This is a genomic window from Thermus thalpophilus, from assembly GCF_022760915.1.
Classification (GTDB): domain Bacteria; phylum Deinococcota; class Deinococci; order Deinococcales; family Thermaceae; genus Thermus; species Thermus thalpophilus.
Genome location: NZ_JAKTNS010000026.1, coordinates 10,205 through 36,689, shown reverse-complemented (window position 1 = coordinate 36,689; position 26,485 = coordinate 10,205). Strand labels below are relative to the sequence as shown.

Sequence of the window (26,485 nt, the reverse complement as noted above, 5' to 3'; positions counted from 1 at the left end):
GCGGCTGGCTAGGGCCGCGTAGCTGGCCGTGGAGGACTTTTACGACAGCCTCTAAGGAGGACCTCCGCCCGGCCGTCCTTGAGGAGGACCTGGTAGCCCGAGATCTCCAAGAAGGCGTCGGGGTTTAAGGGCTCCAGGTCCGCCTCGAGGGTGACGGGCCCAAAGCCCGTGGCGATGCCGTTTTCGTCCAGGGCCTCCACCAGCACCCGGATGGGGGTGCGCCCGTCCGCCTTGGCCTCCAGGAGGGAAAGCCGCAGGCGCGTGGGGTTTCCGGCCCGGAAGACCTCGAGGCGGTCCTGGGCCACCCCTTCCACCTCCAAGACGTTCCGCCCCACCGCCAGGGGCACCCCGTAGTACTCCAGGCGCTGCCAGCCCCGCCCCTCGTCCAGCTCCGCCTTGCCCAGGCGGTCTTGGCCGATGGGCTGGCCGTTCACCTTGAGGGTGAGGGAGCCCAGGGGGGCTTCCAGCACCACCCGGATGGCCTCCCGGTCGCGGAAGACCTCGCCCTCCCTAGGCTCGCGGATGACGCCCCGCCGCTCCGCCACTAGGGGCTTGGCCTTCCGGTAGTCCTCCAGGGTGGCCTTGCCCTTCAGGTACACCTCCCGCCCCCCGGCGAGGAGGGTGAGGGCGGGCTCGGCCAAGGGGGGCAGGGCCCGCTCGTGGCGCAGGCTGAAGCGCACCTCCCCCTCCTTTAGGAGGGGAAGCCGCCAGTAAAGGGCCTTCCCGTCCGTGAGGGGGTCTTCCAGGGGAAGGGTCCTTTCCCCTTCCTGGAGCCTGGCGCTACCGGGAACGTACTCCGCCCCCTCGGGCAAGGGGAAGGCCAAGAGGAGCCCTTCCCCTTCCCCTTCTACTCGGAAGGGGAGGCGCACCTCGGAAAGCCTTTCCGGGGTCAGGAGGGGAAGGGCCACCACGCTGGCCTCGGCGGGGAAGGCGGCGGGGGTGTCCCCGAGGAAGGCGCTCGCCCGGTTCACGTGGGCCCCAGGGGGGACGCCCTCGGCCTTCAGGGTGAAGGCCTTCACCTCCCCCGGCCCGAGCTCCCCTTCCCAGTCCAGGCCCTTCATGGCGAGCCCCTTGGGGGGCGTGTCCAGGAGGCGGACGCGAACCGGGTGGTCCGCCGGGTTTTCCACCCGGAGGAGGAAGACCGCCTCCGTGCCCTCCAGGACCCGGGGGGCTAGGGCCTCCTTGGTGAGCTTCAGGAGGACGCGGGCCAGGGGGGTTTCCGCCCGCAAGGTGCCCCCCTCGTGGCGCAGGGTGGCCTGGCAGGTGCCCTCCCGTTCCTCCCCGAAGCGCACCCGGGCCCGGTAGGCGTGAACCCGCCGCCCTCCGGGGGCCAAGGTGCCCTCAAAGCGGGCCTCCGCCGGCTCCAGGAAGTCGGGGCAGGCGTCCTCCAGGGTGTAGCGCAAGGGGGCTTCCCCATGGTTTTCCACCACCAGGCGGTGTTCCACCACCTCGCCCGGGAGGTAGCGGCGGAAGGGTAGCTCGCGGGTGAGCGTGGGTTTGGGCAAAAGGACCTCGACCCCCGCCTCGGCCCGGGCCAGGACCTCTTCGCCCTTAAGGAGCTCCGCCCGGTTCACCAAGACCCCCTCGCCCACCGCGCGGAAGGCCACCTCGTAGCTCCGCCCTTGGCGGGGCTCCAGGTAGACCTCCTGGTCCAGGCCGGGGCCCTCGAGGCCCGCCCCCCCCAGGTCCCTTAGGCGCACGCGGCCGGGCTCGTCCCCTTGGTTCACCACGGTGAGGCGGAATCGGGCCTCCTCCCCCTTGGCCACCCTTGGGGTGAGGGCTTCCTTGGCGAGGGTGAAGGCGGCGGGGCGGAAGAAGTCCACCCGGGCCGAGCGCTCCAAGCCGAAGGGAAGGAGGCGGCCTTTCACCTGGTAGCTTCCCCTAGGCCCCTTGAGCTCCAGGGGAAGCTCCAAGGGCCTGTCCTTGGAGAGGGGCCCGGTGAGGCGGGTGGGGGAGAGGGGCTCGAGCTCCGGGGGAAGGTCCAGGGAAAGCTCCGCCGGGATGAGGCCAGGGTAAGGGGTGGTGGCCCTTAGGAGAAGCCTCGCCGCCTCCCCTTCGGGGTGGCGCTGGGTTTCGGGGGTGAGGGTGAGGGTTACCCTTGGCCTAACCCGGAAGACCACTTCCTTTTCCTCCCCGGGGAGGAGACCCACTTCCCTGGGCCCCGTGGCCTCGGCCCCCTCCACCTGGAAGGCGAGGGGGTAGGTGCCGGGCTTCAAGGCAAACAGGGCTTCCCCCGCCACCTGCTTGGCCTCGCCTGCGAGGAGGAGGGTCCCTTCCCCGGGCCTATCCCCGGGGAGGTCCAGGAGGACCCGGACCCTCAGCCTCGCCTCCGGCGCCCGCACCACAAAGGTCACCCTGCCCCCAGGGCAGCCGAAGCGGGCCCGGTTTCCCTCCACCACCACCGCTCCTTCCCCCTGCGCCTCCAGGAGGCGGTAGCCTTGGGGAAGCTCCAGGAGGGCGAGGCCTTCTTCGGTGAGGGTGGGTTTAAGGTCCAGAGGGTTTCCCCCCTCGTCCACCACCCGCACCTCCCTGGGGCCCGGCGGCACCGCTTGGAAGCGGTCTTCGGCCAGGGCCAGGCACGCCTTCACCTGGAAGGCGAAGGTGTTGGAGTACTGCTTGGCCGTGGGGGGCTGGGCGAAGAGGAAGCGGGTGACGCCGGGGAGGCGCAGGGTGTACTCGGCCCAAGCCCGGTCCCCGGAAACGGGCCGCTCCTCCACCTGGCCGTTGGGGAGGAGGACCCGGGAAAGGAGCTCCTCGGGGCCGTCCTCGTCGTAGAAGCGCACGGGGAGGGGAAGGAGTTCTTTAGCGGCCTCTAGGGCGAAGGCCTCCACGAAGCGCCCCCGCTCCCCGGGAAGCTGGCGCAGGGTAAGGCCCGGTCCCTGGGTCCTCACGTCCACCACCTGCATCCTAGGGTCAAGCCGCACGGAGAACCCTTCCGCTCGGAGGACGAAGGCGTTTTTCCCCAGGCCCTCAAACCGGGCCACCAGGCGGTAGACCTCCCCCTTCTCCAGCTTGCCCCGGAAGAACTCCACCTCCCGGTGGGGCTCCACCCCAAAGACGGCCCGGCGCAGGAGCGTGTCCCCCCGGTAAAGCTCGTAGACCGCCCTCACTTCCCCCTTGCCCCCGTCATAGCGCTCGTCCCCCAGCTCGGGCTTGCCCTTTAGGGCGCTCCGGTAGTCCTCGGGGTCAAAGCCGGGGGAAAAGAGGGCAATCCGCCCCTCCTCCCCTTGAGGGAGGAGCCAGGCCTCGAGGCGGTCCAGCTCCCATTCCAGGCCGGTTCCCACCAGGGTGGCCTTGAGCTCCACGCCTTGGGCAAAGGCAAAGGAAAGGAGAAAAAAGGTCCACAAGCGCTTCATGGGTACCTCCAGCGCACCTCGGGGTCGGTGAGTTGGGCCTCTCCCACCTCGTAGGTCAGGGTTTCCTCGCCCTGGAACTCCGGGTAGGCGAACACCTTAGCTCCTCCTTGCGGCAGGGGATCGGTGAGGGTGAACTCGGGTAGGGGCTCGGCGCTCCGCAGGCGGAGCTCCACCAGCCACTTGTCCCCGAGGCGAAGGAGCCTTTTTTCCACCACCAAGGGTCCCATGCGCAGGGTGGTGGCGCGCTCCACCCGCACGGAGCCCTTGGGGGGGCGGAGGGGGAAGTCCACCACCGTGGCCCCCTGGACCAGGGCCCGCTTGCGGTACCCCTCCCCCAGGTTCTCCGGCATGGCCCGGGGGGGGAAGGGGGCGGAGGCCGGGTCCAGCATCACCTGGTGGAGGCCCGAAAGGTCGCGGAAGGCGTAGCGCCCCGCCGCGTCGGTGAGGGCCTGGAGGCCATTGGCGAGGAGCACCCTAGCCTCGGGGAGGGGGATGTCCCCTGGGCTAAAGACCCCGTCATCGTCCAGGTCCAGGAAGACCCGGCCCAGGAGGACCCCCCCCAGGGCGAAGGGCCCAAGGTCCAGCTGCGCCACGGCTTGGGCCTTGCCGCTCGCCGTCACCGCTCCCTGGCCGCTCACACCCAAGGCTTCTGCGGTGTTCACGAGCTCCCGCGGGGCCCCGGGCAGCACCCTCAGGCGGTACTCCAGGCAGACCCGCCCCTTGGCGGGCAGGGAAAGCCCTTCCCACACCAGCTTGCCCTCCACCACCTGGGGCTCTTGGGGGGCTTTCTCGCCGCAGCCCAGGAAGGCGGTGCCGGGCTCATAGCGGGTGCCGGGGGGCGGGGTGTCCACCAGGCGCGCGGTGAGGGGGGCGGGGGAGGGGTTTTCCAGGATGAGGCGGTAGGTGAGGAGGTCGCCGATGCGGGCTTCCTTTGGGCCCACCTCCTTCCGCAGGAGGAGGTTCACGCCGAAGACGGGGTGGCGCACGGGGTTGGACCCCACGGGGTTGGGCACCTCCTTTGCCCTAAGGAGGAAGGTGTTTTCCACCAGGGCGTCGTCCGGGGCATCCGGCCGCACCCGCACCCGTAGGGTTAGGAGGGTTTCCCCAAGGGGCAGGGCATCAAGGCGCCACACCACCTTGTGGCCCGCGGGGTCGTACGCTCCCCCGTGGGAAGCCTCCAGGAACTCCAGGTGGGGGCTCAGGGCGTCCTCCACCACCACCTGGGCGAGGGGGGCGAAGGCGTTTTGCACCTTAAGGGTGTAGGTGACCTCCTGCCCGGGGCGCAGGGTGGTGCCGGGGGGGGGGTCCGCTTCCTTCTGGAGCGTTAGGGCGCCCCGCGGCGCCACCTCTAGGGTGTCCCACGTGGCATTTTCCGCCCCCGAGGCCTGGGAGCGGGCCACCACGCTGGCGGTGAAGGTGCGGGCGTCTTGGGCCAGGTAGCAGACCTGGAAGTCCTTTTGCGCCCCCGCCTCGAGGACCAAGGGGTTGGCCAGGGGCGTTCCCTCCAGGTCCTCCAGCCAGACGCTTACCCCCGCGGGCACTTCCTCCACCCGCAGGGAGTAGGCGTCTTGGGCGGTGCCGGCGTTTTCTAGGGTGTGGCGGAAGCAGACGGGCTGCCCCGCCAAGGCCCTTTCCGCCTGGCGGTCGTCCGCCGAGCCCTCCCCGCCGGGTAGGGCCCGGGGGTTGCCCTGGGGCCCCAGGTGGTGCCTGAAGAGGGGAAGCACCCGGGTCACGGCCCTGCCCTCCGCCGGGCCTCCATCCCCTCGGGCCACCGCCCGGTTTTCCACCTCGCCGGGGGGTGTGCCCTCGGATACCCGGAGGCGGAAGGTGAGAAGGGCCTCTTCCCCTGGGAGGAGGCGCGCCAGGCTTAGCCGCACCCCCCGCACGGCAGGGGGTTCGGTGGCCCCCCAGCTGGCGCCGTCAAAGTAGGCGATCTCGCCCTTCCGGGCGCTGGCGGAGCCGGGCACGAAGGGGAAGGGGAGGGGAAGGTCTTCCAGCGTCACGTTCAGGGCCTCCACATCGCCCAGGTTGAGTACCCGGAGGCTTACCGTCACCTCCTCCCCCGGGAGGGCGGTGGGGGTCATGCTCTTTTCTACGTGCAGGGCAGGGCCGGAGGCGGCCCGCACCCTTGTCCAGTTCTCCCGGTCCTCCTCCCCGCCGGGGCAACGGGCGAGGGGGGTGAGGAGGAGGCCACCGCTGGCGCTCAAAGGGAGCTTAACCCGAAGGACCAGGCGGAGGCTTTCCCCCATGCCCAAGGTGGCTTCGGTGATGGGATTGCCGTCGGGGATGCCGTCCCCGTTGGGGTCCGGGAAGATGAGGACCTCTTCCGGGGAAAAGTCCCGGGCACCGAGGAGGTGGCCCAGGGAGAAGGTGAAGCGGTCGTTGCCCCCGTTGGTGAGGAGGTAGGGGAGGTAGGCGTAGCCCCCGGGGCTTCCCTGGGCCACCTGCCCTGGGGCCGCTTGGGTGCCGTCGGGCCCGAGGAGGGGAACGCAGAGGGAAGCCACCACCGTTTCCACCACGTTGGAGAGGTAGCGCGCCTCCCCCACCTGGGCCGCGGCTTGGTTGCGGATCACCGCGCCCGCCGGGGTGAGGGCCAGGGCGAAGGAGGTGAGGAGGGGAAGTAGGGCGAGCATCCCCCTCAGGCTTCCTTGGCTCCTTTGCCCTCGCCATCCCATCGGCTTCATCCTCCCCGGTCCCCGTGAAAACCTTGCGAAAATTCTTCTTAAATTGCCTCTCGGTTTTTAAGGGGCCCGCCCCGGGGTTTCCCGGGGCGGGCCGAAAGGCTACTGCACGGTCACCATCAAGGTGATGGTGATCTTGGCCGCGGGGGGCATCACGTCGGCGTTGGTGATGGTGTTATCCCCGTCCGTGTCCACGCCCACGTAGACCGCGCCGCCCGTGGGCACGGAGGTGGGTGGCGTGGCGCTCCAGGTGGTGCCGTCGGTGGAGTAGAGCAACTGGGCGCCCTGAGCGAAGCCCGTGATCTGCGCGCTCACGCTGACGAAGGTGGTGTAGGCGGGAATGGGGTCGGAGACGATCACCTTGGTGAGGTTCCCGGTGCCGATGTTCTCGGCCACGATGGTGTAGGTCAGGTTCTCGCCCGGCTTGGCGCTCGTCTTGTCCACCTGCTTGGTGAGCCGGAGCTCGCCGCCCACGATGGTGGTGGTCTCCGTGGCGGTGTCCGTGGCCTCGTAGGTGTTGTCCGGTTGGCCGGTGGTCACGTCGCACCGGGCGGTGACGGTGTTGGTGTCCACCCGGCCCACGGGCTCCCCAGCGGGGACGATGACCCGGACATAGAGGGTGGCGGTGCCGCCGTTGGGGGCCACTTGCACATCCTGGAGGTTGGGGGACCAGTTGGTGCCGTCCGTGGAGTACTGGTAGGTCCAGCCGTAGGCGCCGCCCGAGCCGGAGACATCGCAGTAAGCGCGGGCGTTGGAGTTGTTGAGGAGGGTGTGGGTGTAGACGATGGTGCCCGGGCTCGTCACCGTGCCGGAGCGGTCGGGGTCCAGGGTCACTTGGGCCACCAGGTTAACGTTCACCTGGCTGGTGACGGTGTCGGCTACGTTGGCAAGCGTGGTGCTCTTGGCGGTGAAGGAGACGCTATTCGCTCCAGGAGCCGCGCCGGCGGGCACGGTGACCGCCGCCACCACGCACTGCTTCTGACCGGGGTTCAGCAGGCTCGTGTTGGTGATGGGAGCGCCATCGGGCTGGCCGTCGCAGTTGGCGTCGGGGTAGAAGGTGACGCTGAAGCCCGTGGGCACGTTGGCCGTGAGGTTGTAGACGTCGGGGTTAGCCCCGGCGTTGTAGACCTCCAAGGGGAAATAGACCGTCTGGCCGGGGTTGGCGCTTTGGGCGGGCGGGTTATCGTTGTTGGCATCGTTGTCCCCAGAAGCCCCTTGCTTTGCAAGGTCCACGGCGTAACCGGAGACCACCTGGTTCACGGTGTCCGTGGTGAGGTCGCTCTTGCTGGGGTCGCCCACGCTGGTGGCGGTGACGGTGAGCGTCACGGGGTTGGTGGAGGTGTAGCTGGCGGGGATGCTGCACTTCACGGCGAAGTTGTAGGTGCCACCCGCGCCAAGCGGTCCCACGGGGCCGTTGATGGGGGTGGTGAGGTCGTCCGCCACCAGCTGGCACGCCCAGCCTTGCGGGGCGCCGGAGAAGCTCAGGTTGAAGCTGTCCTGGGTGTTCCCCGTGTTCTTCAGGGTGTGGCGGAAGATGACGGTGGTGCCGCTAGAGGCGGAGGCGATGGACTGGGTGTCGTTGCTCCGGGTCACGGTGTAGGCGCCCGCTTGGTACGTGCCCGTGGCGTTGCCCTCAGGGTAGCCGTAGGGCCCCACCGCCACGTTATAGGTGGCCCCCACGGTGTTGCTGGTGCTGTTCGTGCTCACGCTCTCCCCGGGATCGGCGGCGTCACCGTCCCCGTTGGCGTCAAAGGTCACCCTGGCGGTGTTGCTGTAGGTGGCCCCAGCGGGGGCGTTCTGCGGCACCTGGGCAACGAAGCTGAAGCTGTACTGCGCCCCTTGAGGGAAGAAGGCCCCTGTGCCCTCGATGAGCATGCCGATCTTCTTGGCGCCGTCGCCCGTGAGGGGAAGCATGCTGGACGTGAGGGTGACCCAAGACGTGTTGTTCGTGCCGTTGTGGTACACGTAGCGCACGGTGCCGGCCCCGGCGGAGCCCGTGGGCATGGCGCTGACCACAAGGCCCGCGGGGATCACGTCCTCCACCAGGATGCCCGTCCGGCTTTGCCCGTCCACGGTGACGGCGTAGCCGTAGGCCGCGCTCCCGCCCGTGTTGCTCCCGGAGATGGTGTAGGTGATGGTGCCGCCCGGGGCCACGTTCCCGCTCGGGGAGGCGGACTTGAAGGCGCTGAGGGCGGCGGCGGTGGTGGCGGTGGCCCGGGCCCAGTTATCCGTGTCGGTGACGGAGGAGTTGCCCTGGGAAGTACCCGTGAGGTTCAGGTTCCCGTACTGGCCGTTGGTAGCGGTAACGGGAAGGGTGGCCGCCACGATCACGCAGGCCTGGGCCCCCATGGCCAGGGTAACGCCCGTCACCTGGGCTTCCCCGGCGTCCACGTTGCCGTTGCAGTTATCGTCCCGGTAAATGCGGATGTTGGTCAGGTCAAAGTTGTCGTTTACGCCCTGGGCGGTGGCCAGGTTGATGGTGTCGGTGCCGTTTCCGGTGTTGGTGACGGTGTAGTTGAAGAGCACCTGGGCCCCGGGCAGGCCGCTACGGGTCTGGCCCGGGTTGGCTTCCGTGCCGTTGGGGGCGATGGTGAAGCTATAGACCTGCTGGACGATGGTGGTCACCAGGTTGGACGTGGTGGTCCTGGGCTGGCCGGCGGAGTCAATGTAGCTGGCGGAGGCCTGGTTGCTGATGGCCGTCCCCGCCGGGGTCATGGCCCAGGCCAGGCTCAGGACGAGGGCCAGGGCGATGGCCAAGCCCTTCAAGATATGCGCGCTTCCTCGTACTCCCATACTTCTACCTCCCTAACGAACCATGGTGCGCAAGGACACCTGGACCTTGCCTCCCTTGGGCAGCTCGGGGATGAGCCACCGGACGTGCGTGTACTCCTCGGGTTTCACTTCCACTTCCCTTTCCACCTCCTTGCCGTTTTCCACCACCCGGACCCGCTTCTTGAGGGGCGGAACCCCGAAGGTCCGACCCCCGTCAAAGCTGAACTCCGGGCGGATGGTGGACCCGTTCAGGCTGAGGGGCTTGGCGCTCCCGTCCAGGTACGCCGTTTCCTTAGGAATAGGGATGACCAGGGCCACCTGGCGGAGCGCCCCTTGCGCGCGGTTTTCCGCCACAAGGCGCCACTCCAGGACGTCCCCGGGCTTCACCGCCACGGGGTTTTCCTCGTAGACCTCCTTGCCCTCCACTACCCGTACCAGGTAGGGCTTTAGGTCCAGGCTCAGGGCCTGGGCCAGGGCTATTAGAAGAGCCAAGAAACCGAGCCAGATCCAGGGTCGCCGCATATACCACCCCGTTGGGAAGGGTAAGACCCACATGTGAAAGCCTTGTGAAAGGGCAGGCAAAGGCCGCCTGTCCTTAGGGGAGTGCTTCTAAATGGTTTCCACCCGCCCCCTGGCTTCCCGGGGCTGTCTTGCTCCGATGGCGAAAAGGGCGGTGCGCATCTCCTCCAGGTAGTCCCCAATCCAGGCGGACACGGCTTCGGGCCCCTCGAGGGCGGGCTTCAGGAGGGGCCTCGCCACCGCCACCAGATCCGCCCCCAGGGCGAGGGCCTTCACCGCATCCGTGCCCGTGTACACGCCCCCCGAGGCGATGAGGGGGGTATTGGGCAGGACCTCCCGCACCTCGAGGATGGCCTGGGCGGTGGGGATGCCGATCTCGCAAAGCTCGGGGTGGCGCACCTCCCCAAAGCGCACCCACTCCTCCACCCGGGCCCAGCTCGTCCCCCCCGCCCCGGCCACGTCCACCGCCGCCAAGGGGAGGCCCTTAAGGGCCAAGGCCGCCTCCCGGGAAAGCCCGTGCCCCACCTCCTTCACCAGTACAGGGAAGGGGAGGGGAAGGAGGTCCCCAAGGCGCTCCAAAAGGCCCCTGAAGTCCGTGTCCCCCTTCTGCACCGCCTCCTGGAGGGGGTTCACGTGGAAGGCCAAGGCGTCCGCCTCCAAAAGCTCCACCAGGCGGACCAGGTCCTCTCGGCCGTAGCGGCGGAGTTGCGCCAGGCCCAGGTTGGCGATGAGGAGGGCTTTGGGGGCCACCCGGCGCACTTGGAAGCTCCCTAGGGCTTCCTCCTTTTCCAGCACCACCCGCCCCGAGCCCAGCATCATCCCCACCCCCAGGGCCTCCGCCGCCTCCGCCAGGGCGAGGTTGATGCGCCTCCCGAGGGCCTCGCCCCCTGTCATGGCCCCGATGAGGAAGGGGGCCTTCAGGTTCTTCCCTAGAAAGGGCGTGGTGAGGTCCACCTCGGCGAGGGCCAGCCCCGCCAGGGCCTGGTAGCGGAGGCGGAAGCGCTCCAGGCCCGTGGTGGTCCTTTGGTAGGCCACGTCTCCTTCCAAGCAGGCCTCGAGGTGCTTCCGCTTCCTCTCCAGGGTGCTCACACCCAAGCCTCCCGAAGCCCCTTGGGGGCCCTTTCCAGGCCCAGGTCGTGGGCGATGAGCCTCGCCGTCATCTTGGCGGACATGAGGACGCTGGGAAGTCCGGCCCCGGGCTGGTAGCTCTGGCCCACCAGGTAAAGGCCCTTCACGTCCTCCGAGCGGTTATGGGGCCTAAAGCTCGCCGTCTGCCAAAGCACGGGCTCGGGGCCGAAGGCGTTGCCTAGGTGGCTGTTCAGCGTCCATTGGAAGTAGTCGGGGGTGATGTAGTGGGTGTAGACCAGCCGGTCCACGAGGCCCGGGAGGAAGCCCCTTTCGTCCAGGTACCGGAGGGCTTTCTCCAGGTACATGGGCCCCAGGACCCGCCAGTCCAGGCCGCTCCCGTTGTGGGGCACGGGGACCAGGGTGTAGGCGGCGTGGTGCCCGGGCGGGGCCAAGGAGGGGTCGGTGAGGGTGGGGAGGTGGAGGTAGTGGGCGAAGTCCTCGGGGAGGACCTTGCGAGCGAAGATGTCCAGAAGAAGCCCCTCGTAGCGCTCGGAAAGGAGGACGTTGTGGTGCTTGAGCCTTTCTCCCTCGTCTCCCCGGGCGCGGAAGCCGAAGTAGGCCACGAAGAGGCTCATGGAAAGCCGGGTGCGCTTGAGGCGCCAGTCCCCGTGGAGGCGGCGGTCCTCCGGGGCCAGGAGCTCGCCGTAGGTGTGGACGTAGTCGGCGTTGGAGACCACGAGATCGGCGTCAATCCGCTCCCCGTCCTCCAGGACCACGCCCACGGCCCTTCCCTTCCGGGTGAGGATGCGACGCACGGGAGCCCGGTAGCGGATCTTCCCCCCAAGCTCCTCCAGCTTCCGCACCATCCCCTGGACCAAGGCCCCCGTCCCCCCCAGGGCGAAGTGCACCCCCCAGGTGCGCTCCACGAAGTGGATCATGGCGTAGATGGCGGGCACCGCTAGGGGGTTTCCCCCGATGAGGAGGCTTTCAAAGGAGAAAACCCGCCGCATCTTGGGGTTTTTGAAGTACTTCTTGACGAAGGAGAAAAGGGGCCGCACGGCGTCCAACCGCAGGAGGTCCGGGGCCACCCGGAGGAGGTCCAATAAACTTCCGAAGTGGGTGAAGCCGAGCTCTAGGAAGCCGCGGCGGAAGATGGCCTTGGCGTCCGCTTCAAAGCGGAGGTAGCCCGGCAGGTCCTCGGGGGCGAGGCGGCGGATCTCCGAGAGGAGGTGCTCCCGGTCGTCCTTGTAGTCAAAGTGGGTGCCGTCGGGGAAGTGGATGCGGTAGAAGGGGTCCAGGGGGACCAGCTTCACGTACCGCGCCGTAGCCTTAAGCCCCTCCTCCTCGGGGAAGTCAGGGTAGAGGCGGGGGTTGCCGGGCCCCGTGGCGAAGAGGTCCTCCAGGAAGGGGGGCACGGTGATCACCGTGGGGCCCATGTCAAAGGTGAAGCCCTCCGCCCGGTGCACCCGGGCCCTGCCCCCGGGCCCGTCCAGCTTCTCCAAGACCAGAACCTGAAGGCCCATGGCGGCGAGGCGGATGGCGCAGGCGAGGCCTCCCACCCCGCTTCCGATGACAAGGACGCGCATGGAATGGAGATTACCCTATGGGAGGGGCGGGATTGCGGGGCGGGCTACAGGCCGAGGAGGCGGGGCAGGCGTGGCTCCACCTGAGGGGCATCCTCCGCCGCCAGGCTGTGGTCCAGGGTGATGAGCTTGAAGCGAACCACCGAGGGAACCGGTAGACCGGCGGCTTGTAGGTCTTGGACGGGCCAGTCCAGGGGCCACGGGGCGTGGCGCTTGCTGGCGATCATGGCCATGCCCGAGGCGTTGGGTAGCCACCCGGGTTGGGACAACACCAAGGCCGGCGGGTGTTTAACCCCCCTCTGATCGGTAAACGGAAAGGGGACCCGGGCCACCGTGTGGCGTTCCAAGGTCACGGTACGCTTCCTCGTCCTCGAGGCTGGCCCACTCGCTGAAGGTGGCCTCCAGGGACTTCAGGTAAGCTAGGTCCGAAGGGGCAACCTGGCGCAAGCGAAGGGAACCGTCCGCCTCCAACTCCGTGAGGTGTAGATCCCCCGGCTTCAGGCCCAAGGCCTGCCGCGCCCTCTTGGGTATCGTGGCCTGGCCTTTGGAGGAGATCCGAGCGATGAGGGCCATGGTTTCATGGTAGCAAGAGGCGGCCTTCCTAGGGCAAGGCCCGCCCCTTCCACCGCTTCCCCGGCAGGAGGGCGCGGAGGTAGACGGGCAGGAGGAGAAGGGGCGCCGAGGGTACCAGGAGGGCGGGCCAGAGGGGCCCCCCCGTGGCCCGTTGCACCAGGGCCCGTTCCAAAAGGCCCATGAGGCCAAGCTCCCAGCGCCCGAAGGCCCAGGGGAGGGTGTAGAGGGCCAGGTGGTAGAACCAGGAGCCCAGGAGGATGGCTGGGTTCTTCAGGTGGATCTCCAGGAAGTTTTTCCCAAACCCCTCCAGCATCTCCCCGTAGCCCCGGTACATGCGGGCGGCGAAAAGCCTAGGCGCCAAGTAAAGCCCGTAGCGCCCCGCCCGCCGGGCCAGGGCCACATCCTCCAGCACCTCGCCCCGCACCGCCTCGTGCCCCCCGAGGGCGAAGTAGGCCTCCCGGCGGAAGGCCAGGACCTGGCCGTTGGCCACCCGGAGGGCCTTTAGGAAGGGATACGGCAGAAAGGAGAAAAGCCCTCCCATGACGAAGGGAACGGGGGCGAGGAGGGGGCCTGCCACCTCCTGCCGGGGGAGGACGGAAACCAGGTCCTTGCCCTCTAAGGCCCAAAGGAGCCCCCCCAGGGCCCCCTCGCCCCAGGCCACGTCGGCGTCGGTGAAGACCAACACCTCCCCCCGGGCCGCCTGGGCCAGTTGCCAGCAGGCCCAGTTTTTCCCCGTCCAGCCCGGGGGCAGAGGCTTCCCCTCGAGGAGGCGGAAGCCCGGGTGGTCCCCGCCCAGATCCAGGGCAACCCGGGCGGTGCCGTCCGAGGAGCCATCGTCCAGCACCAGCACCTCGAGGGCCCCTTGCCGGAGGAGGGTTGGGAGGGTGCGCCTTAGGTTTTCCGCCTCGTTTCGGGCGGGGACGAGGAGGGAGGCGGTGGGCCCCTTGGGGGTGGGCCTTGGCGCAAGCCGGGGGAAGGCCAAAAGGTTATAGAAGAGGGCGAGCCAGCGGAGGAGGAGGAAGAGGAAGACCCCGAAGAAGAAGTCCCCCGTCATCGCCTGAGGGCCTCCACCAGGGGCCGGACCCTTTCCTCCAGGCTCCGCCTTCCCTTTAGGACCTCCCGGAAGCCCGGAGGAAGGTCCCGGGGGTGGGTTTCCGCAAGGGTCTGGTCCAGCTCCGCCAAAAGCCCTTCCAGGTGGGCCCTGAGGTCCTCCTCGGGGGAAAGGGGTGGGCCCACGAGGAGAAAAGCCTCCGGGTGCTCAAACCCCCTTAGGGCCACCCGGGTGGCCACGGGGAGGACCCTCACCCCGGCTCTTTGGGCGAGCCAAAGGGCCCCCGGCCTCAAGGGCCCCAGGGCCCCGGGGTAGCGCAGCTCCCCCTCGGGAAAGACCGCCACCCACTCCCCCCGCCTAAGGCGCCTTAGGGCCTCCCGCACCCGGCCTGTGGGCAGGGCCCCCGCCAGGGAAAGGACGGGGAAGGCCTGAAGGTTCTCCTCCGCCACCAAAAGGCTTGTGGGCCTCCGGGCGCGCCGCCCCAGGAGCCAGACCAGGTGCCCGTCAAAGAAGCTGTGGTGGTTCAGGGCCAGGACCAGGGGCTCCTGGGGGGGTTCCCCCTTCAGGTACACCCCCCGGAGGCTTCCCTTGAGGCTCAGGAGGAGGAAGCCCTCCACGAAGAGCTTGAGGAGCCTGGCCAAGGGGCGCTCGGGGTCCATCATCTTAGCCGCCTTAGGGCCTCCGGGTGCCAGGCCAAAAGCAGGCCCTGCACCACCGCCAGGTTGGTGGCCAGGAAGAAGGCCATCTCCTCCAAGGGTAGCCCGAAGGCCCTGGGGCCCAGGGTGTACTCTGGGGCGATCCACCAGATCCCCGCCCGGATGGCGTAGAGGTCGGCGAGCCAGAGGTAAAGGGTGGGAAGCGCCACCCCGAGGAGGAGGGCCCGCCGCCAGGCCCAAAGGAGATCCCCCCCATAGGCCCACTGCAGGAGGAAGACAGGGGCGAAGTAGGCCAGGATGAGCCCCAGGTAGAGCCCTTTCCCCCCAAGGGCCAGGAGGAGGACGCCCGCCGCTGAGAAGAGGAGGAAGACCCCCCCGCCCACCACCCGAAGGACCCCAGGCCCCGGGGCCGGGGGAGGCCCCGCCACGAGGAGGAGGAAGGCCCCGGTGAGGAGGGGTTGCAGGAGGAAGAAGAGGTACTCCTCCAGGGGCACGTACCCGATCCGAAGGAGGACCCGCCCCTCGGGGTAGCCCCACACCCCCCGCCAGACCAGGTAGTTGTCCCAGGGGGTGGTGTAAAGGAGGGCGATGAGGGGCATGAGGAGGTAGGCCCAAAGCCTGGGCGGCCTGGGCCTGGCCCAAAGGAGGAGCAGGAGGAGGGGCGGGAGGAGGAAGAGGAGGTGAAAATCCAAGTAGGTCATGCCGCCTCCAGGCGGGCGGGAAGCCCCCCCTTGGGCCAGAGGGTCACCCCGGCGTGGACCCCGGGCTCGGGCAAGGGGTTTAGGCGGAACCTGCGGAAGAAGGCCGTGAGGGCCACCTCCCCCTCCAGGAGGGCGAAGTCCCGCCCCAGGCAGAGCCTTCGCCCAACGCCAAAGGGAAAGTAGCGGCCGCTTGGGATGGCGGGGCCTTCCAGGAAGCGCTCCGGAAGGAAGGCTTCCCCCTGGGGGAAGGCCAGGCGGTGGGTGACGTAGGGGGAAAGGACCAAGGTGGTGCCCGCCGCCACCCGTTCTCCCGGTAGGTCCAAGGGGCCTTCCGCCTTGCGGGTGAGGAGCCAGGCGGGGGGGTAGAGCCTTAGGGCCTCGTGGAAGGCGGCCCGGGCGAAGGCGGGGTCCTTGGCCACCCGTTCCTGGTGCTCCGGGCGCTGGGAGAGGAGGTAAAGAGCCCAGGTGAGGGCGCTTCCCGTGGTCTCGTGCCCGGCGATGAGGAGGGTTTTGGCCTCCGCCAAGGCCCTTTCCCGGGGAAGGTGGGCGAGGGGAGGGGTGTGGACGAGGCCCGCCGCCTCCCGCTCCAAGGCCCGCTTCCAGCGTTGGAAGGCCCCTTCCGCCAGGAGGTTGAGCCGGCTGAAGGGGTTTTGCATCCGCTGCACCGCCCGCTCCAAGGCCTTTAGGGCGAGCTCCGCCAGGCCCTCGGGAAGGGGCTTGCCCCATAGGGCCCGGCCCAGGAAGCGTAAGGAGAGGCGGAGCATCTCCCGCGCCAGGTCCCGCACCTCCCCCGCCCGCCATGGGGCGAAGAAGCCCTCCGCTTCTTCTTGCCAAAGCGGGGCGTAGGCCAGGACGCTTTTCGGCAAGAAGGGGTCCTTGAGGGCCTTCCGCGCCTCCTTCCAGGAAGGGCCGAAGTCCGTGAGGAGGCCTTTTCCCGTGAGGCGGGCAAGCTCTTGGTACTGGAAGGTGGCCTTGCTCTCCGCGCCCAAAAGAACCCCCTCCACCCCCTTGGGGTCAAAGACCAGGAGGAGGGGAAGGCCAGGGAGGGGAAGCCGGAGGCGGGGGTGCGCCCGGCCCCAGGCGAGGAGGGTTTCCAAGGGGTCGTCCCGCAGGCGCCTCAGGTTGGGGAGGGCCTGCCGAAGGTCCAAGGTGGCGGTCATGGCTAAAGGATACCCGAGCGGTTTCCAGGATCCCGGGGCGAAAGTAGTCCAGGTTACCTTTTGACGAGGTCTTCGGCCAAGGCCAGATACCGCCGCCTCGCCTCTTCCAGGTCCACCACGGGGTCCATGGGCTCGTAGGAGGGGTACTCGGGGGCGTATCGGCGAAGCCAGGCGCCCCCGGGGTCGTGCCGCTTACCCTGCTCCACGAGGTTGAAGACCCGGAAGTAGGGGGCGGCGTCCACCCCAAGCCCCCCGGCCCACTGCCAACCTTGGAGGTTTTGCGCCGTGTCCCCATCCAGGAGGAGGGCCTTGAAGGCGGCCTCCGCCTTCCGCCAGGGGAGGAGGAGGTACTTCACGGCGAACTGGGCCACGCACATCCGCGCCCGGTTGGAGAGGAAGCCCGTGGCCCTAAGCTCCCGCATGGCGGCGTCCACCAGGGGGACCCCCGTGCGCCCTTCCAGCCAGGCCTGGAAGAGGGCCTCGTCCTCGTTCCAGGGCAGGGCCTCCCACCGGGGGTCCAGGGGCCTTTCCCGCATCCAGGGGAAGTGGTGGAGGAGGTGGTGGGAAAAGTCGCGCCAGATGAGCTCGTCCACCCACTTAAGGGCCCCCTTCCCGCCCCGCTTCAAGGCCTCCCAGGCGGCCAGGCGGGGGGAGAGGACCCCCAGGGTGAAGTAGGGGGAGAGCCTCGAGCCCCCCTCCCCGTCCAGGCGGTCCCGCGCCTCGGCGTAGCGGGGAAGCTTCTCCTCTAGGAAGGCGGAAAGCCTAGCCAAGGCCGCCTCCTCCCCGGGAGGGGGGAGGGGGACGTCGGAGGTTTCCTGGGGGATTTCCCCCTCCTCCGGGGCCTGCGGCAGGGCCTCGGGGGCGGGTAGGGGAGGGGAGAGGTCCTGGAGGTTCCGCCGGAAGGGGGTGTAGACCCGGTAGGCCTTGGGGAGGTCAGGGGGGATGAGGTAGGAAGCGGGAAGGAGGTGGAGGGGGACCTCCAAGGCCTCCCGCACCCGCTCGTCCCGGTGGCGGCCATAGGGGGTGTAGCCCTTTAGGGCGTAGACCGCCTTGGCCCCAAGGCGCCTCGCCGCCTCGGGCACCTTCTCCCAAGGGAGGCCTTCTAACACCCAAAGCGCCCCACCCCGCCTGCGGTAAGCCTCCCGCAAGGCCCGGACGTTTTCCAGGAACCAGGCCCGCCGCCTTGGGGTGGTCTTGAGGTTGTTGGGGTCCAGGACCACGAGGCCCACCACGGGTCCTTCCCCCAAGGCCTCGAGGAGGGCGGGGTGGTCGTGGAGGCGAAGGTCGCCCCGGTGCCAGACCAGGCGCATCACTCCCCCGTCCGGGCCAGGCGGTAGGCCTCCGGGAGAAGCCAGAGCCTTTCCCAGGGCTTCAGGTGGGCCCGCCGCGACAGGTTTTGGTAGCCCATGCGCTTGAGCTTGTCCAGGATCCCCTGGTACTGGAGGGCGGCCAAGGCGATGGCCGCCCTGCCCACGCGGAGCCTGGGGAGGCCCTTGAGACCCGTCCGGTAGAGGGCGCGGGCCTGGGCCTCGAGGTGGGCCATGAGGTCCCGGTAGCCCGGGGTGATCCTCCCGGCGCGGAGGTCTTCCAGGCATACCCCGTACCGCGCCAGGAGGGCCTCGGGCAGGTAGACCCGGTTCCGCCCCAGGTCCTCCCCCACGTCCCGCAGGATGTTGGTGAGCTGCATGGCCTGCCCCAGGGCGATGGCCTCCCCTTCCGCCCCTTCCCCTCCGGCCACCGCCGCCATCATCCGCCCCACGGTGCCCCCCACCTGGTAGCAGTAGCGGAGGAGCTCCGCCTCCGTCTTGAGGCGCACCGGGCCCAAATCGGTGAGGAAGCCCTCCTTCATATGGGCGAATGCCTCAAGGGGGATGGCCCAGCGCTCCAGGGCCCAGGCCAAGCCCACCTCCCATTCCGCCAGAGGCCGCCCGGCGTAGGCCCGCTCCACCCCTTCCCACCAGGCGGAAAGGGCCTCCCAGCCGCCCCCGGGCCCGTCCACCGCCTCGTCCCCCAGGCGGCAGGCGGCGTAGACGGCCCAGGCTCCCTGTCTTTCCGCCTTGGGAAAGAGGAGGCTTCCCAGGTAAAAGGTGGCGGAGTGGGAGCGTACCAGCCTTGCTAGGCATTTCCAATCGGGCTCCATACGAGGTCTTCCGCATCCTAGATTAGAACGGGCGTGGGACTTTTGTCCCGGCCACACTTCCGAGTCTGCTCCCAAGTGGTACATATACTTGACAAAACCTAGACAAACCTTTACCTTGAAGGCATGACCCGAAGCGGGGCGTACACCATCGCCGAGGTGGAGGCCATCACCGGCCTTTCCGCCCACGTCCTGCGCCAGTGGGAGCGCCGCTACGGCTTTCCCCGGCCTGAGCGCACCCCGGGGGGGCACCGGCTCTACCGCGAGGATGAGGTGGAGGCCCTCAAGCGCATCCGCCGCCTCCTGGAGGAGGGGGCCACCCCTCAGGCCGCCATCCGCCGCGTCCTGGCCGAAGGCGCCCGCCCCGAGGCCTTGGCGGAGGCCGTGAGGGCGGCGCTCCTCGCCGCCGACCTTCCCCAAGCGGAGGCCCTTTTCCGCCGGGGGGTGCGCCTACTGGGCCCCGAGGGAGTGGTGCGGGAGGTGCTTGTGCCCGTCTTGCGGGGGATCGGCGAGGCCTGGCACCGGGGGGAGGTGTCCGTGGCCCAGGAGCACCTGGCCTCCACCTTCCTCCGGGCTAGGCTCCAGGAGCTTTTGGACCTTGCGGGCTACCCCCAAGGCGCCCCCATCCTCGTCACCACCCCCCCGGGGGAGCGGCACGAGATCGGGGCCATGATGGCCGCCTACCTCTTGCGCCGCCAGGGGCTTCCCGCCCTCTACCTGGGCCCCGACACCCCCCTTCCCGACCTCAAGGCCTTGGCCCAGGCCCTGGGGGCCCGGGGGGTGGTGCTCTCGGCCCTCCTTTTGGAAAGCCTCCGGGCGCTTCCCGACGGGGCCCTGGCTGGGGTCGCCCCCCGGGTGGCCCTGGGCGGGGCGGGGGCCACGGCGGAGGAGGCCAAGCGGCTTGGAGCCCTTTATGTGGAGGACCTGGGGGGGCTTCCCCAGGTGTTTTGGGAGGAGGCAGCATGAAACGGATGGGACGCAAGGAGATCGTCTACCTGGCGGGGGACCCCGCCCACAGCCTGTATCGCTTGGAGTCGGGTCTGGTGCGCATCGTGGAGCTCCTCCCCGATGGCCGCACCCTGACCCTCAGGCACGTTCTTCCCGGGGACTACTTTGGGGAGGAGGCCCTCGAGGGCAAGCGCCACCGCTACGCCGCCGAGGCCATGACCGAGGCGGTGGTGCAGGGCTTTGACCCAAGGCGCATGGACCACGAGGCCCTGCGCCAGGTGGCCCGCAACCTGGCCCGGCAGATGCGGCGGGTTCTGGCCTATGAAACCCACTTGCAGACGGGGGAGCTCCGCTCCCGGATCGCCCGCTACCTCCTCTTCCTGGCGGACACCCCCGCCTCCTTCCGCGACGAAGGGGGGATTTACGTGACCGTGTCCCACGAGGAGATCGCCGACGCCACCGCCTCCACCCGGGAGTCCGTGTCCAAGCTCCTTTCCGATATGCGCCGGGAGGGGCTCATCGCCACGGCCTACCGCAAGGTGTACCTTCTGGACCTGGAGGGCCTCGAGGCCGAGGCTCAGAGCGCTCTGGAAGCCGCCTGATGCGGGTCTTCGTCGTCGGCGGCACGGGGTTCGTGGGGCGGCACGTGGTGGACCGCCTCCTCCAGGGGGGGCATACCCCCATCGTCCTGGCCCGAAGCCCCCGTCACCTTCCCCAAGGAGCCGTCTTCGTGCAGGGGGACATCACCCGGGAGGTGCCCGACGTGAAGGGGGCGGAGGCCGCCATCTACCTGGCGGGCATCATCCGGGAACGGGGCCAGAGCTTCCGGGCGGTGCACGTGGAGGGGGTGAAAAACCTCCTCCTGGCCATGCGGGAGGCGGGGGTGGAACGGCTTCTCCACATGTCCGCCCTGGGGGCGCGGAAGGGCACGGGGAGCCGCTATTACGAAACCAAGGCGGAAGGGGAGGAGCTGGTGCGGCAAAGCGGCCTAAAGTGGACCATCTTCCGCCCGAGCCTCATCTTTGGCCCCGGGGACGAGTTTTTCGGGAAAATCCTCCGGGGCTTGGCGTGCGCTCCCTTGCCCTTCGTGCCCCTCATCGGGGACGGGCGCTTTCCCTTCCGCCCGGTGTACGTGGGGGACGTGGCGGACGCCTTCGCCCTGGCACTGGAGCGGGGCCTTTTCGGCGCTTATGACCTGGTGGGGCCCAAGGAGTACACCTTCCGGGAGCTCCTGGCGCTCGTCATGCGCACCGTGGGCCGCAAGAAGCCTTTCCTGCCCATCCCTTTGCCCCTCATGGACCTTCTGGTGCCCCTCCTTTCCCCCTTCCCCTTCGCCCCCATCACCCGTGACCAGTACCTCATGCTCAAGGAGGGAAACACCGCACCCCTAGCTGAGGTGCTAGGGTCCCTCTTGCCGATCCTGACGCCCTTGGAGGAGGTCCTGCCCAAGTACGTGTCTTGTTCCCAGAAAGGGCCTTAGCTTCGTGGGCCTAACGGGGCTCCACGAGCCTGGAGTCGGTGGAGCGCCGCGGGGGGCAAAGCCCCGAGGACCGGGCCGAGGGTCGGCACCGGGGCGTGGGGGCTCGCCGCCCCTTCCACGCCGAGGAGCTTAGGGGAGAAGTCCCGCACCGGGTTCAGGGCGAACCCCCCGGGCCCCCCGAGCTGAGCCCGTAGGCCACGGCGGCCACGGTGAGGGCGAGCCACAGGGCGACGATCCCCCCGTCCTTGCCGGCGAAGAGGATCACCGCCATGAGGGGGAAGGTGCCCAAGGCCTCCGCCACCGCCAGCCCTGTCCAGCCGTAGAGGGCCTCGGGGGCGGTGCGGGGGAAGCCTGGCCCGGTACTGAAGACGTTTTGAACCAGGCCTTCCCGGTAGGCCAGGTAGGCCCCCATAGCCCCCTGGAACCGGGCCAGGAGGTAGAGGGGCACGAGCTGTTAGGAGAAGAGGCCCCCCAAGGCGAAGGCCAGGGTCATGGGGGGTTCAGCTGGGACCCGGGGAGGGGGCGGCTCACCAGGACCCCCACCAGCAGAGCAAGCCCCGAGCCCAAGGCGATGGCGTCGTGGCCGTAGGCCCCTGGGGCCAAGCGGGGCTCGAGGGCGCCGTTGGCGGCGCTTCCCACGGTGGGGAGGATGGGGAGGGGGGTGCCCGGGGTTTCCCCGAGGAAGGGGCGCTCCCACCTTGGGGTCATGGTGAACTTCGTGATACCAGGCTTTGTCCCTTGGGCTTGACGCCCCAGTATGCCTGTTATATAACAGGCATAATGAAGCTCCCCCCCGGACAGCGCAGGGTCCTGAAGGCGGTGGCCGAGAGGCTCCGGGAAGGCTTCTCCCCCACGGCCCACGACCTGACCCGGCTCCTTGGCCTTCGGCCCCAGACCCTCCGGCAGCACCTCGAGGCCCTGCAGAAAAAAGGCCTCCTGCGCCTCTACCCCGGGGGCCACGGCCGCCCCACCCACCTGGAACTCACCCCCGAGGGCCTCCTCCTGGCGGGGACCGCCATCCCCCTGGTGGGCCGCATCCCCGCCGGGCCCTTGGAGGAGGCCTGGGAGGAGGTGGAGGGGCTTTTAGCCCTCCCCGGTAGGCCTGGCCTCTTCGCCTTGGTGGTGGAGGGGGACAGCATGGCGGAGTACCTCCTGGAAGGGGACGTGGTGGTGGTGGAGCGGGGGCCGAAGCCCCGGCGGGGCGAGGTGGCGGCGGTGTTCCACGAGGGGCGCACCACCCTGAAGTACGTCTATTTGGAAGGGGAAGAGGTGGTGCTCAAGCCCCATAACCCCGCCTACCCCACGGTGCGCCTCCCCGCCCGGGAGGTGGAGGTGCAGGGGGTCTTCCGCTTCCTCCTCCGGGGGCGGGAGGCGCTGGAGGCCTTGGCCATCCTGCGGAGGCTTTAGCGTGGTGGCGGCGGCCCTTTTTCGCCCCTGGCCCGTCTGGCTCTTGGCGCGGGAACACCCCGAGCTCCGGGGCCTGCCCCTGGCCGTCCACCGCTCGGGCCGGGTGGTGGCCCTCTGCCCCCGGGCCCGCAGGCTCGGGGTGCGGGAAGGGATGGGGGTGGAGGTGGCGCGGATGCGGGCGGCCTCCCTCGTTCTGCTCCCTTACCCCGCCCACGCCGCCTCCGCCTGGCGGGCCCTGCTGGAAGAACTCCACCGCCTCACCCCGTGGGTGGAGCCCTTGGGCGAGGGGGTGGTACTCCTGGGCCTATCCCTCCCCGAGGCCCGGCTTCTGGCGGCGGGGCACGGGGTGCGCGTGGGGGTGGCCAACTGGCGGGAGGTGGCACTTCTGGCGGCCTGGGCTGCCCGGGAGGGGGAGGCCCGGGGGGTGGGGGAGAACGAGGAGCGGGCTTTTCTGGAGCGGCTTCCCCTTTACCTCCTCCGGGGGGTGGGGCTCACCCTCGAGGGCCTGGAGAAGCTCCGCCTCCTGGGCCTGAAGCGGGTGGGGGAGCTCCTCGCCTGGACGCCCCTCCAGATCGCCGCCTACCTGCCCGAGGGGCGGCGCCTCCTCCCTTACCTCTTCGGCCCCTGGCGCAAGGGGGTGGCCCGGTTCCGGGAAGAGGAGGCGGTGGAAGCGTGGGCCTGGGAGGCGGAGGCGGGGCCCGGCCTCTTCGCCCACCTGGCCCGGCGGCTCTCCCAGGGCCTGGCGGGGCGGGCCGCCTCTTGGGTGAGGGTGGAGGCGGTGGCGGAAGGGCTTTCCTTCCAAGGAGAGCACCTGGCCAAGGGCCCCTTGCGCGCCGAGGGGGAACTCCGGCTGGCCCTGGAGCTGGCCTTCCGAAGAAGCGGCGCCTTGGGGATGCCCCTGGAGGCGGTGCGGGCGGTGGCCTCGGGCCTCCACCGCCCCGCCTGGCAGGAGGGGCTTTTCCCGGGGCAGGGGCGGGGGCTGGCCGAGGCCCTAGCCCGCCACCCCGGCCTCTTCTGGCGGGTGGAGGTGGTGGACCGGGAGGCCCTGGCCCCGGAGTGGGGCTTCCGCTACCGGGCTTGGGAGGTGGAGGATGCGGCTTTGCCTGCAACCCTTGGAGGTGGAGGCGCAGATGGGCCGGCCCCGGTGGGTGGTCTACCGGGGGAGGCGGCGGGTGGTGCGCCTTTTGGACCGCTGGCGGGCCGGGGGCCGCTGGTGGCGCCTTGAGCCGGGGCGGGACTACTTCCTGGTGGAGGTGGAGGGAGGGCTCGTGCTGGAGGTCTACCGGGAGGGGGAGGCATGGGTCCTGAGCCGGGTCCTGGACTAGCCCTGCTCTGGACGGAATCCTACTTCGGCCGGGGGGTTTCCTCGCCGGAGCGGCTTTTGGAGGTGGCCGGGGCCCTGGGCCACACCCACCTGGCCCTCACGGACTGGCGCTCCCTCTCCGGGGCGGTGCGCCTCCACCGCCGGGCCCAGGCCCTGGGGGTCGTCCCCCTCCTGGGGGCGGGGCTTCCCCTAAAGACCCCCGAGGGCACCTTCCCCGTCCTCCTCCTGGCGGCGAGCCGGGAGGGGTACGCCCGGCTTTCCGCCCACCTGACCCAGATTCTGGAAGGGGGAAGCCTGCCCCTGGAGGCCCTCCTGGCGGAGAACGAGGACCTGGTCCTCCTCACCGGGGGACGAGAGGGCTTTCCCAGCCGCCTCCTGGCCGAGCGGCGCCTCGAGGCCTTGGACCGCCTCCTCCGGGCCCTCGAGGCCGCCTTCCGCGACCGCCTCTTCCTCTCCCTCTACCACGCCCGCCTCCCCGGGGACGACCGCCGGGCCCGGGTCCTCCGCGCCCTGGCCCAGGACCGGGGCCTGCCCTACGTGGCCGCCTTGGAGGTGCGCCAGGCCACCCCCGACCTGTACCCTCTTCTGGACGCCCTCACCTGCGCCCGCCTGGGGATCACCGTGGAGGAGCCCCACCCGGAGCGGCCCCGGAACGAGGCCCTGGCGCTCCCCTCCCTCCGGGAAGCCTGGGACCGCCTTCCCTTCCCCGAGGCCTGGGCCAACGCCAAGGCCCTGGCCGCCTCCCTGGCCTTCCCCCTCCTGCCCGAAAGGAGCCTGGACCCCCCCGTTCCCTTGCCCCCCGGGGAGACCCCCATGGCCCGCCTCGCCCGCCTGGCCTGGGAGGCCCTGGAGCGGCGCTACCCGGGGCGGCCCGGCTACCGGGCTCGCCTTCAGGAGGAGCTGGCCACGGTGGAGGCCTTGGGCCTGGCGGGCTTCTTCCTCCTGGCCCACGGGGTGGCCGCCTGGGCCCGGGGGCGGGGGATCCTGGTTTCCGCCCGGGGGAGCGCCGTGGGAAGCCTCCTCGCCCACCTCTTGGACCTCACCCCCGTGGACCCGGTGGCGGAGGGCCTGCTCTTTGAGCGCTTCCTGCACGGGGGGATGAAGGCCCTGCCCGACATAGACCTGGACCTGGCGAGCCGCCGCCGGGACGAGGTGATCCGCCACCTGGAGGAGGTCTACGGGGCGCAGGAGGCCATGGCCGCCGCCTACGTGACCTACCGCCTGCCCCTGGCGGTGCAGGACCTGGGCCGGGCCCTGGGGCTTCCCGCGCCCTTAAGGAACCGCCTCACCCGGGCCCTGGGCCGGGACTTCCGCCACCTGCCCCCCCACCGGGCGGGGGAGGCGGAGCCCCTTTTCCGGGAGGTCCTGGGGGAGGCCCCGGTGAAAGGCCTCCTCCTCTCCCTCCTCGCCCGCATGGAGAAGGGGCAGGTGCGCCACCTCACCCCCCACGTGGGCGGGGTGGTGGTGGCCCCGGGGCCCCTGACCCGCTACGCCCCCGTGGTGCGAAGCGCCGGAGGGGTGCGGATGCTCACCCTGGACAAGGACGACCTCGAGGCCCTGGGCCTGGTGAAGCTGGACCTCCTAGGCCTCCGCATGCTCTCCGCCCTGGAGCGGGCCCGGGAGGAGGTGTTCCGCCTGGAGGGGATCTGGCTGGACCTGGACCGCCTGCCCCAGGAGGAAGCCGTGTACCGCCCCCTGTGGCGGGGGGAAACCCTGGGGATTTTCCAGCTGGAAAGCCCAGCCCAAACCGCCATGAGCCGCAGGCTCCGCCCCCGAAACCTGGAGGACCTGGCCCACCAGATCGCCCTGGTGCGCCCCGGGCCCATCCAGTCAGGCACGGTGCGCCCCTACCTGGCCCGGCACCTGGGGCGGGAGGCCAGGCCCCCCTTGCCCCCCGCCCTGGAGCCCATCCTGGCCAAGACCCATGGGGTTCTCCTCTTCCAGGAGCAGCTCCTTCGGCTCCTCCACCGCGGGGCGGGGATGGACTGGGCCGAGGCGGAGGCCTTCCGCAAGGCCGTGGCCAAGGCCAGGGACGAGGAGGACCTGGCCCCTTTGCGGGAGCGCTTCCTCGAGGGTCTAAGGGCTACCTTGGGCCTGGTGGGGGAGGAGGCGGAGGCCCTATGGCGCATGGTGGAGGGCTTCCGGGGCTACGGCTTCACGGAGAGCCATGCCCTGGCCTTCGCCCGCCACGCCTACGCCTCCTTGTGGCTCAAGGCCCACTACCCGGCGGAGTTCCTGGCGGGCCTCCTCTCCGAGGCTCCCGGCATGTGGCCCCCCTCCACCTTACGCCAGGAGGCCAGGCGGCTCGGGGTGCCCGTTCTGCCCCTCTGCGTCAACCGCTCCGGCCTCCACTACCGGGTGGAGGTCCAAGGCGGGGTGAAGGCCCTGCGCCCGCCCCTCACCGCCGCCAAAGGGGTGTCGGAGGAGGCGGCCCGGGCTATTTTGCGGGAGCGGCTTCGGGGGCCTTTCCGCTCCCTGGAGGACTTCCGCGCCCGCCTGGACCCGCCCCAGGACCTCCTCCTGGCCTTGGCCCGGGCGGGGGCCTTTGACGCCCTCCACCCCAGGCGGGAGGCCCTCTTCCGCGCGGAGCTTCCTCCCGGGGGGGCCCTGTTGGCGGAGGAGGTAGCCCCTCCCCCCTTGCCCTCCTTGGGCCTGGGGGAGCGGCTGGCCTTGGACCTTCAGGCCAAGGGGCTCTCCGAGCTTCCCCTCCACCCCATGGACCTCCTGCGGGGCCGGCTGGAGGAGCTCGGGGCCACCCCCATCCCCCTTCTCCGCCCCGGGCCCGCCCTCACCGCCGGGCTGGTGGTGGCGAAGCAGAAGCCCCCCACCGCCCGGGGCTACGCTTTCCTCGTCCTGGAGGACGGTCCCCACCGCCTGCAAGCGGTCATCCCCCCGGAGGTCTGGGCGCGGCGCTACCAGGTCTTCCGGGACGCCTGGGCCCTCCTGCTGGAGGGGGAGCGGGAAGGGGAGGGCTTCCGGGTGCGGGAGGCGTGGGCCCTTAACGGGATCCTCGCCGCCTGGCCGACCTGAGAGGGGTAGGCTAAGGTGTGGGCACAAGCCCTAGCCCGC

General features: G+C 70.0%; 23 protein-coding genes. 7 read left to right on the top strand and 16 right to left on the bottom strand.

Annotation, left to right across the window (positions count from 1 at the left end):
• Positions 1-8 precede the first annotated feature (8 nt).
• From L0D17_RS09460 to L0D17_RS09395, 14 genes are all read right to left on the bottom strand, one after another.
• A complete protein-coding gene (locus tag L0D17_RS09460; RefSeq protein WP_243094915.1) occupies positions 9-3,356 on the bottom strand; it encodes a hypothetical protein in 3,348 nt (1,115 codons plus the stop codon).
• The gene (locus L0D17_RS13620) at positions 3,353-6,040 is read right to left on the bottom strand and encodes a DUF7927 domain-containing protein (protein ID WP_279231701.1); all 2,688 of its coding nucleotides are present in this window, start codon (positions 6,038-6,040) and stop codon (positions 3,353-3,355) included. Before L0D17_RS13620 ends, L0D17_RS09460 begins: the two co-directional genes overlap by 4 nt.
• Before the next feature lie 99 nt (positions 6,041-6,139).
• Positions 6,140-8,830 (bottom strand): hypothetical protein, encoded by a 2,691-nt coding sequence (locus tag L0D17_RS09450; protein WP_243094914.1) that lies wholly within the window; start codon positions 8,828-8,830, stop codon positions 6,140-6,142.
• A 12-nt stretch (positions 8,831-8,842) separates the two neighbouring features.
• Positions 8,843-9,331, bottom strand: a complete 489-nt coding sequence (locus tag L0D17_RS09445) for a hypothetical protein (protein WP_243094913.1) — start codon at positions 9,329-9,331, stop codon at positions 8,843-8,845.
• 87 nt (positions 9,332-9,418) lie between these two features.
• A complete protein-coding gene (gene fni, locus L0D17_RS09440; RefSeq protein WP_243094912.1) occupies positions 9,419-10,417 on the bottom strand; it encodes a type 2 isopentenyl-diphosphate Delta-isomerase in 999 nt (332 codons plus the stop codon).
• The gene (crtI, locus tag L0D17_RS09435; protein ID WP_243094911.1) at positions 10,414-11,982 is read right to left on the bottom strand and encodes a phytoene desaturase family protein; all 1,569 of its coding nucleotides are present in this window, start codon (positions 11,980-11,982) and stop codon (positions 10,414-10,416) included. The genes fni and crtI overlap by 4 nt, the downstream gene beginning before the upstream one ends.
• Before the next feature lie 44 nt (positions 11,983-12,026).
• Complete coding sequence (locus L0D17_RS09430) at positions 12,027-12,254, bottom strand: hypothetical protein (RefSeq protein WP_243094910.1); 228 nt, start codon at positions 12,252-12,254, stop codon at positions 12,027-12,029.
• 13 nt (positions 12,255-12,267) lie between these two features.
• On the bottom strand, positions 12,268-12,552 hold the full coding sequence (locus L0D17_RS09425; protein ID WP_243094909.1) for an AbrB/MazE/SpoVT family DNA-binding domain-containing protein: 285 nt from the start codon (positions 12,550-12,552) through the stop codon (positions 12,268-12,270).
• Between the two features lie 28 nt (positions 12,553-12,580).
• A complete protein-coding gene (locus L0D17_RS09420) occupies positions 12,581-13,606 on the bottom strand; it encodes a glycosyltransferase family 2 protein (RefSeq protein WP_243094908.1) in 1,026 nt (341 codons plus the stop codon).
• Entirely contained in the window at positions 13,603-14,265 is a 663-nt protein-coding gene (locus tag L0D17_RS09415) for a lysophospholipid acyltransferase family protein (RefSeq protein WP_423247952.1), read from the bottom strand. Before L0D17_RS09415 ends, L0D17_RS09420 begins: the two co-directional genes overlap by 4 nt.
• Positions 14,262-14,960 (bottom strand): lycopene cyclase domain-containing protein, encoded by a 699-nt coding sequence (locus L0D17_RS09410; RefSeq protein WP_243094907.1) that lies wholly within the window; start codon positions 14,958-14,960, stop codon positions 14,262-14,264. Before L0D17_RS09410 ends, L0D17_RS09415 begins: the two co-directional genes overlap by 4 nt.
• Positions 14,957-16,120, bottom strand: a complete 1,164-nt coding sequence (locus L0D17_RS09405; RefSeq protein ID WP_243094906.1) for a cytochrome P450 — start codon at positions 16,118-16,120, stop codon at positions 14,957-14,959. Before L0D17_RS09405 ends, L0D17_RS09410 begins: the two co-directional genes overlap by 4 nt.
• 53 nt (positions 16,121-16,173) lie before the next feature.
• Complete coding sequence (gene phr, locus L0D17_RS09400; RefSeq protein WP_243094905.1) at positions 16,174-17,430, bottom strand: deoxyribodipyrimidine photo-lyase; 1,257 nt, start codon at positions 17,428-17,430, stop codon at positions 16,174-16,176.
• The gene (locus L0D17_RS09395; RefSeq protein ID WP_243094904.1) at positions 17,430-18,260 is read right to left on the bottom strand and encodes a phytoene/squalene synthase family protein; all 831 of its coding nucleotides are present in this window, start codon (positions 18,258-18,260) and stop codon (positions 17,430-17,432) included. The genes phr and L0D17_RS09395 overlap by 1 nt, the downstream gene beginning before the upstream one ends.
• Positions 18,261-18,383: 123 nt before the next feature.
• Between L0D17_RS09395 and carH the strand changes: the two genes are divergently transcribed.
• Genes carH through L0D17_RS09380 form a run of 3 tightly spaced genes read left to right on the top strand, consistent with a single transcriptional unit; the run spans position 18,384 to position 20,685 of the window.
• Positions 18,384-19,223 carry an HTH-type transcriptional repressor CarH gene (gene carH, locus L0D17_RS09390; protein ID WP_243094903.1) on the top strand — a complete coding sequence of 280 codons (840 nt, stop codon included), beginning with the start codon at positions 18,384-18,386 and terminating at the stop codon, positions 19,221-19,223.
• The gene (gene ldrP, locus L0D17_RS09385) at positions 19,220-19,807 is read left to right on the top strand and encodes a transcriptional regulator LdrP (protein WP_243094902.1); all 588 of its coding nucleotides are present in this window, start codon (positions 19,220-19,222) and stop codon (positions 19,805-19,807) included. Before carH ends, ldrP begins: the two co-directional genes overlap by 4 nt.
• Entirely contained in the window at positions 19,807-20,685 is an 879-nt protein-coding gene (locus tag L0D17_RS09380) for a complex I NDUFA9 subunit family protein (protein ID WP_243094901.1), read from the top strand. The genes ldrP and L0D17_RS09380 overlap by 1 nt, the downstream gene beginning before the upstream one ends.
• Positions 20,686-20,839: 154 nt before the next feature.
• Here the strand turns inward: L0D17_RS09380 and L0D17_RS09375 are convergent, their stop codons facing one another.
• Together L0D17_RS09375 and L0D17_RS09370 are read right to left on the bottom strand one after the other, a co-directional pair.
• Positions 20,840-21,133, bottom strand: coding sequence for a hypothetical protein (locus L0D17_RS09375; protein ID WP_243094900.1), 294 nt, complete (start codon positions 21,131-21,133; stop codon positions 20,840-20,842).
• Between the two features lie 41 nt (positions 21,134-21,174).
• Positions 21,175-21,393: an MIP/aquaporin family protein gene (locus L0D17_RS09370; protein ID WP_243094899.1), complete on the bottom strand. Its 219-nt coding sequence runs from the start codon at positions 21,391-21,393 to the stop codon at positions 21,175-21,177.
• A 72-nt stretch (positions 21,394-21,465) separates the two neighbouring features.
• On the opposite strand from L0D17_RS09370, the gene L0D17_RS09365 reads away from it, so the two are divergent.
• Genes L0D17_RS09365 through dnaE form a run of 4 tightly spaced genes read left to right on the top strand, consistent with a single transcriptional unit; the run spans position 21,466 to position 26,446 of the window.
• The gene (locus tag L0D17_RS09365; RefSeq protein WP_243094898.1) at positions 21,466-22,092 is read left to right on the top strand and encodes a LexA family protein; all 627 of its coding nucleotides are present in this window, start codon (positions 21,466-21,468) and stop codon (positions 22,090-22,092) included.
• Between the two features lies 1 nt (position 22,093).
• Entirely contained in the window at positions 22,094-23,317 is a 1,224-nt protein-coding gene (locus L0D17_RS09360; RefSeq protein WP_243094897.1) for a Y-family DNA polymerase, read from the top strand.
• Entirely contained in the window at positions 23,265-23,417 is a 153-nt protein-coding gene (locus L0D17_RS13615; protein WP_279231699.1) for a hypothetical protein, read from the top strand. Before L0D17_RS09360 ends, L0D17_RS13615 begins: the two co-directional genes overlap by 53 nt.
• On the top strand, positions 23,390-26,446 hold the full coding sequence (dnaE, locus tag L0D17_RS09350) for a DNA polymerase III subunit alpha (protein WP_279231698.1): 3,057 nt from the start codon (positions 23,390-23,392) through the stop codon (positions 26,444-26,446). Before L0D17_RS13615 ends, dnaE begins: the two co-directional genes overlap by 28 nt.
• Positions 26,447-26,485 lie beyond the last annotated feature (39 nt).

Bases quoted from the DNA above. Each gene is read 5' to 3' on its own strand.
- L0D17_RS09460 (WP_243094915.1), bottom strand. From the start codon at position 3,356: ATGAAGCGCTTGTGGACCTTTTTTCTCCTTTCCTTTGCCTTTGCCCAA.
- L0D17_RS13620 (WP_279231701.1), bottom strand. From the start codon at position 6,040: ATGAAGCCGATGGGATGGCGAGGGCAAAGGAGCCAAGGAAGCCTGAGG.
- L0D17_RS09450 (WP_243094914.1), bottom strand. From the start codon at position 8,830: ATGGGAGTACGAGGAAGCGCGCATATCTTGAAGGGCTTGGCCATCGCC.
- L0D17_RS09445 (WP_243094913.1), bottom strand. From the start codon at position 9,331: ATGCGGCGACCCTGGATCTGGCTCGGTTTCTTGGCTCTTCTAATAGCC.
- crtI (WP_243094911.1), bottom strand. From the start codon at position 11,982: ATGCGCGTCCTTGTCATCGGAAGCGGGGTGGGAGGCCTCGCCTGCGCC.
- L0D17_RS09425 (WP_243094909.1), bottom strand. From the start codon at position 12,552: ATGGCCCTCATCGCTCGGATCTCCTCCAAAGGCCAGGCCACGATACCC.
- L0D17_RS09420 (WP_243094908.1), bottom strand. From the start codon at position 13,606: ATGACGGGGGACTTCTTCTTCGGGGTCTTCCTCTTCCTCCTCCTCCGC.
- L0D17_RS09415 (WP_423247952.1), bottom strand. From the start codon at position 14,265: ATGATGGACCCCGAGCGCCCCTTGGCCAGGCTCCTCAAGCTCTTCGTG.
- L0D17_RS09410 (WP_243094907.1), bottom strand. From the start codon at position 14,960: ATGACCTACTTGGATTTTCACCTCCTCTTCCTCCTCCCGCCCCTCCTC.
- L0D17_RS09405 (WP_243094906.1), bottom strand. From the start codon at position 16,120: ATGACCGCCACCTTGGACCTTCGGCAGGCCCTCCCCAACCTGAGGCGC.
- phr (WP_243094905.1), bottom strand. From the start codon at position 17,430: ATGCGCCTGGTCTGGCACCGGGGCGACCTTCGCCTCCACGACCACCCC.
- L0D17_RS09395 (WP_243094904.1), bottom strand. From the start codon at position 18,260: ATGGAGCCCGATTGGAAATGCCTAGCAAGGCTGGTACGCTCCCACTCC.
- carH (WP_243094903.1), top strand. From the start codon at position 18,384: ATGACCCGAAGCGGGGCGTACACCATCGCCGAGGTGGAGGCCATCACC.
- ldrP (WP_243094902.1), top strand. From the start codon at position 19,220: ATGAAACGGATGGGACGCAAGGAGATCGTCTACCTGGCGGGGGACCCC.
- L0D17_RS09380 (WP_243094901.1), top strand. From the start codon at position 19,807: ATGCGGGTCTTCGTCGTCGGCGGCACGGGGTTCGTGGGGCGGCACGTG.
- L0D17_RS09370 (WP_243094899.1), bottom strand. From the start codon at position 21,393: ATGACCCCAAGGTGGGAGCGCCCCTTCCTCGGGGAAACCCCGGGCACC.
- L0D17_RS09365 (WP_243094898.1), top strand. From the start codon at position 21,466: ATGAAGCTCCCCCCCGGACAGCGCAGGGTCCTGAAGGCGGTGGCCGAG.
- dnaE (WP_279231698.1), top strand. From the start codon at position 23,390: ATGGGTCCTGAGCCGGGTCCTGGACTAGCCCTGCTCTGGACGGAATCC.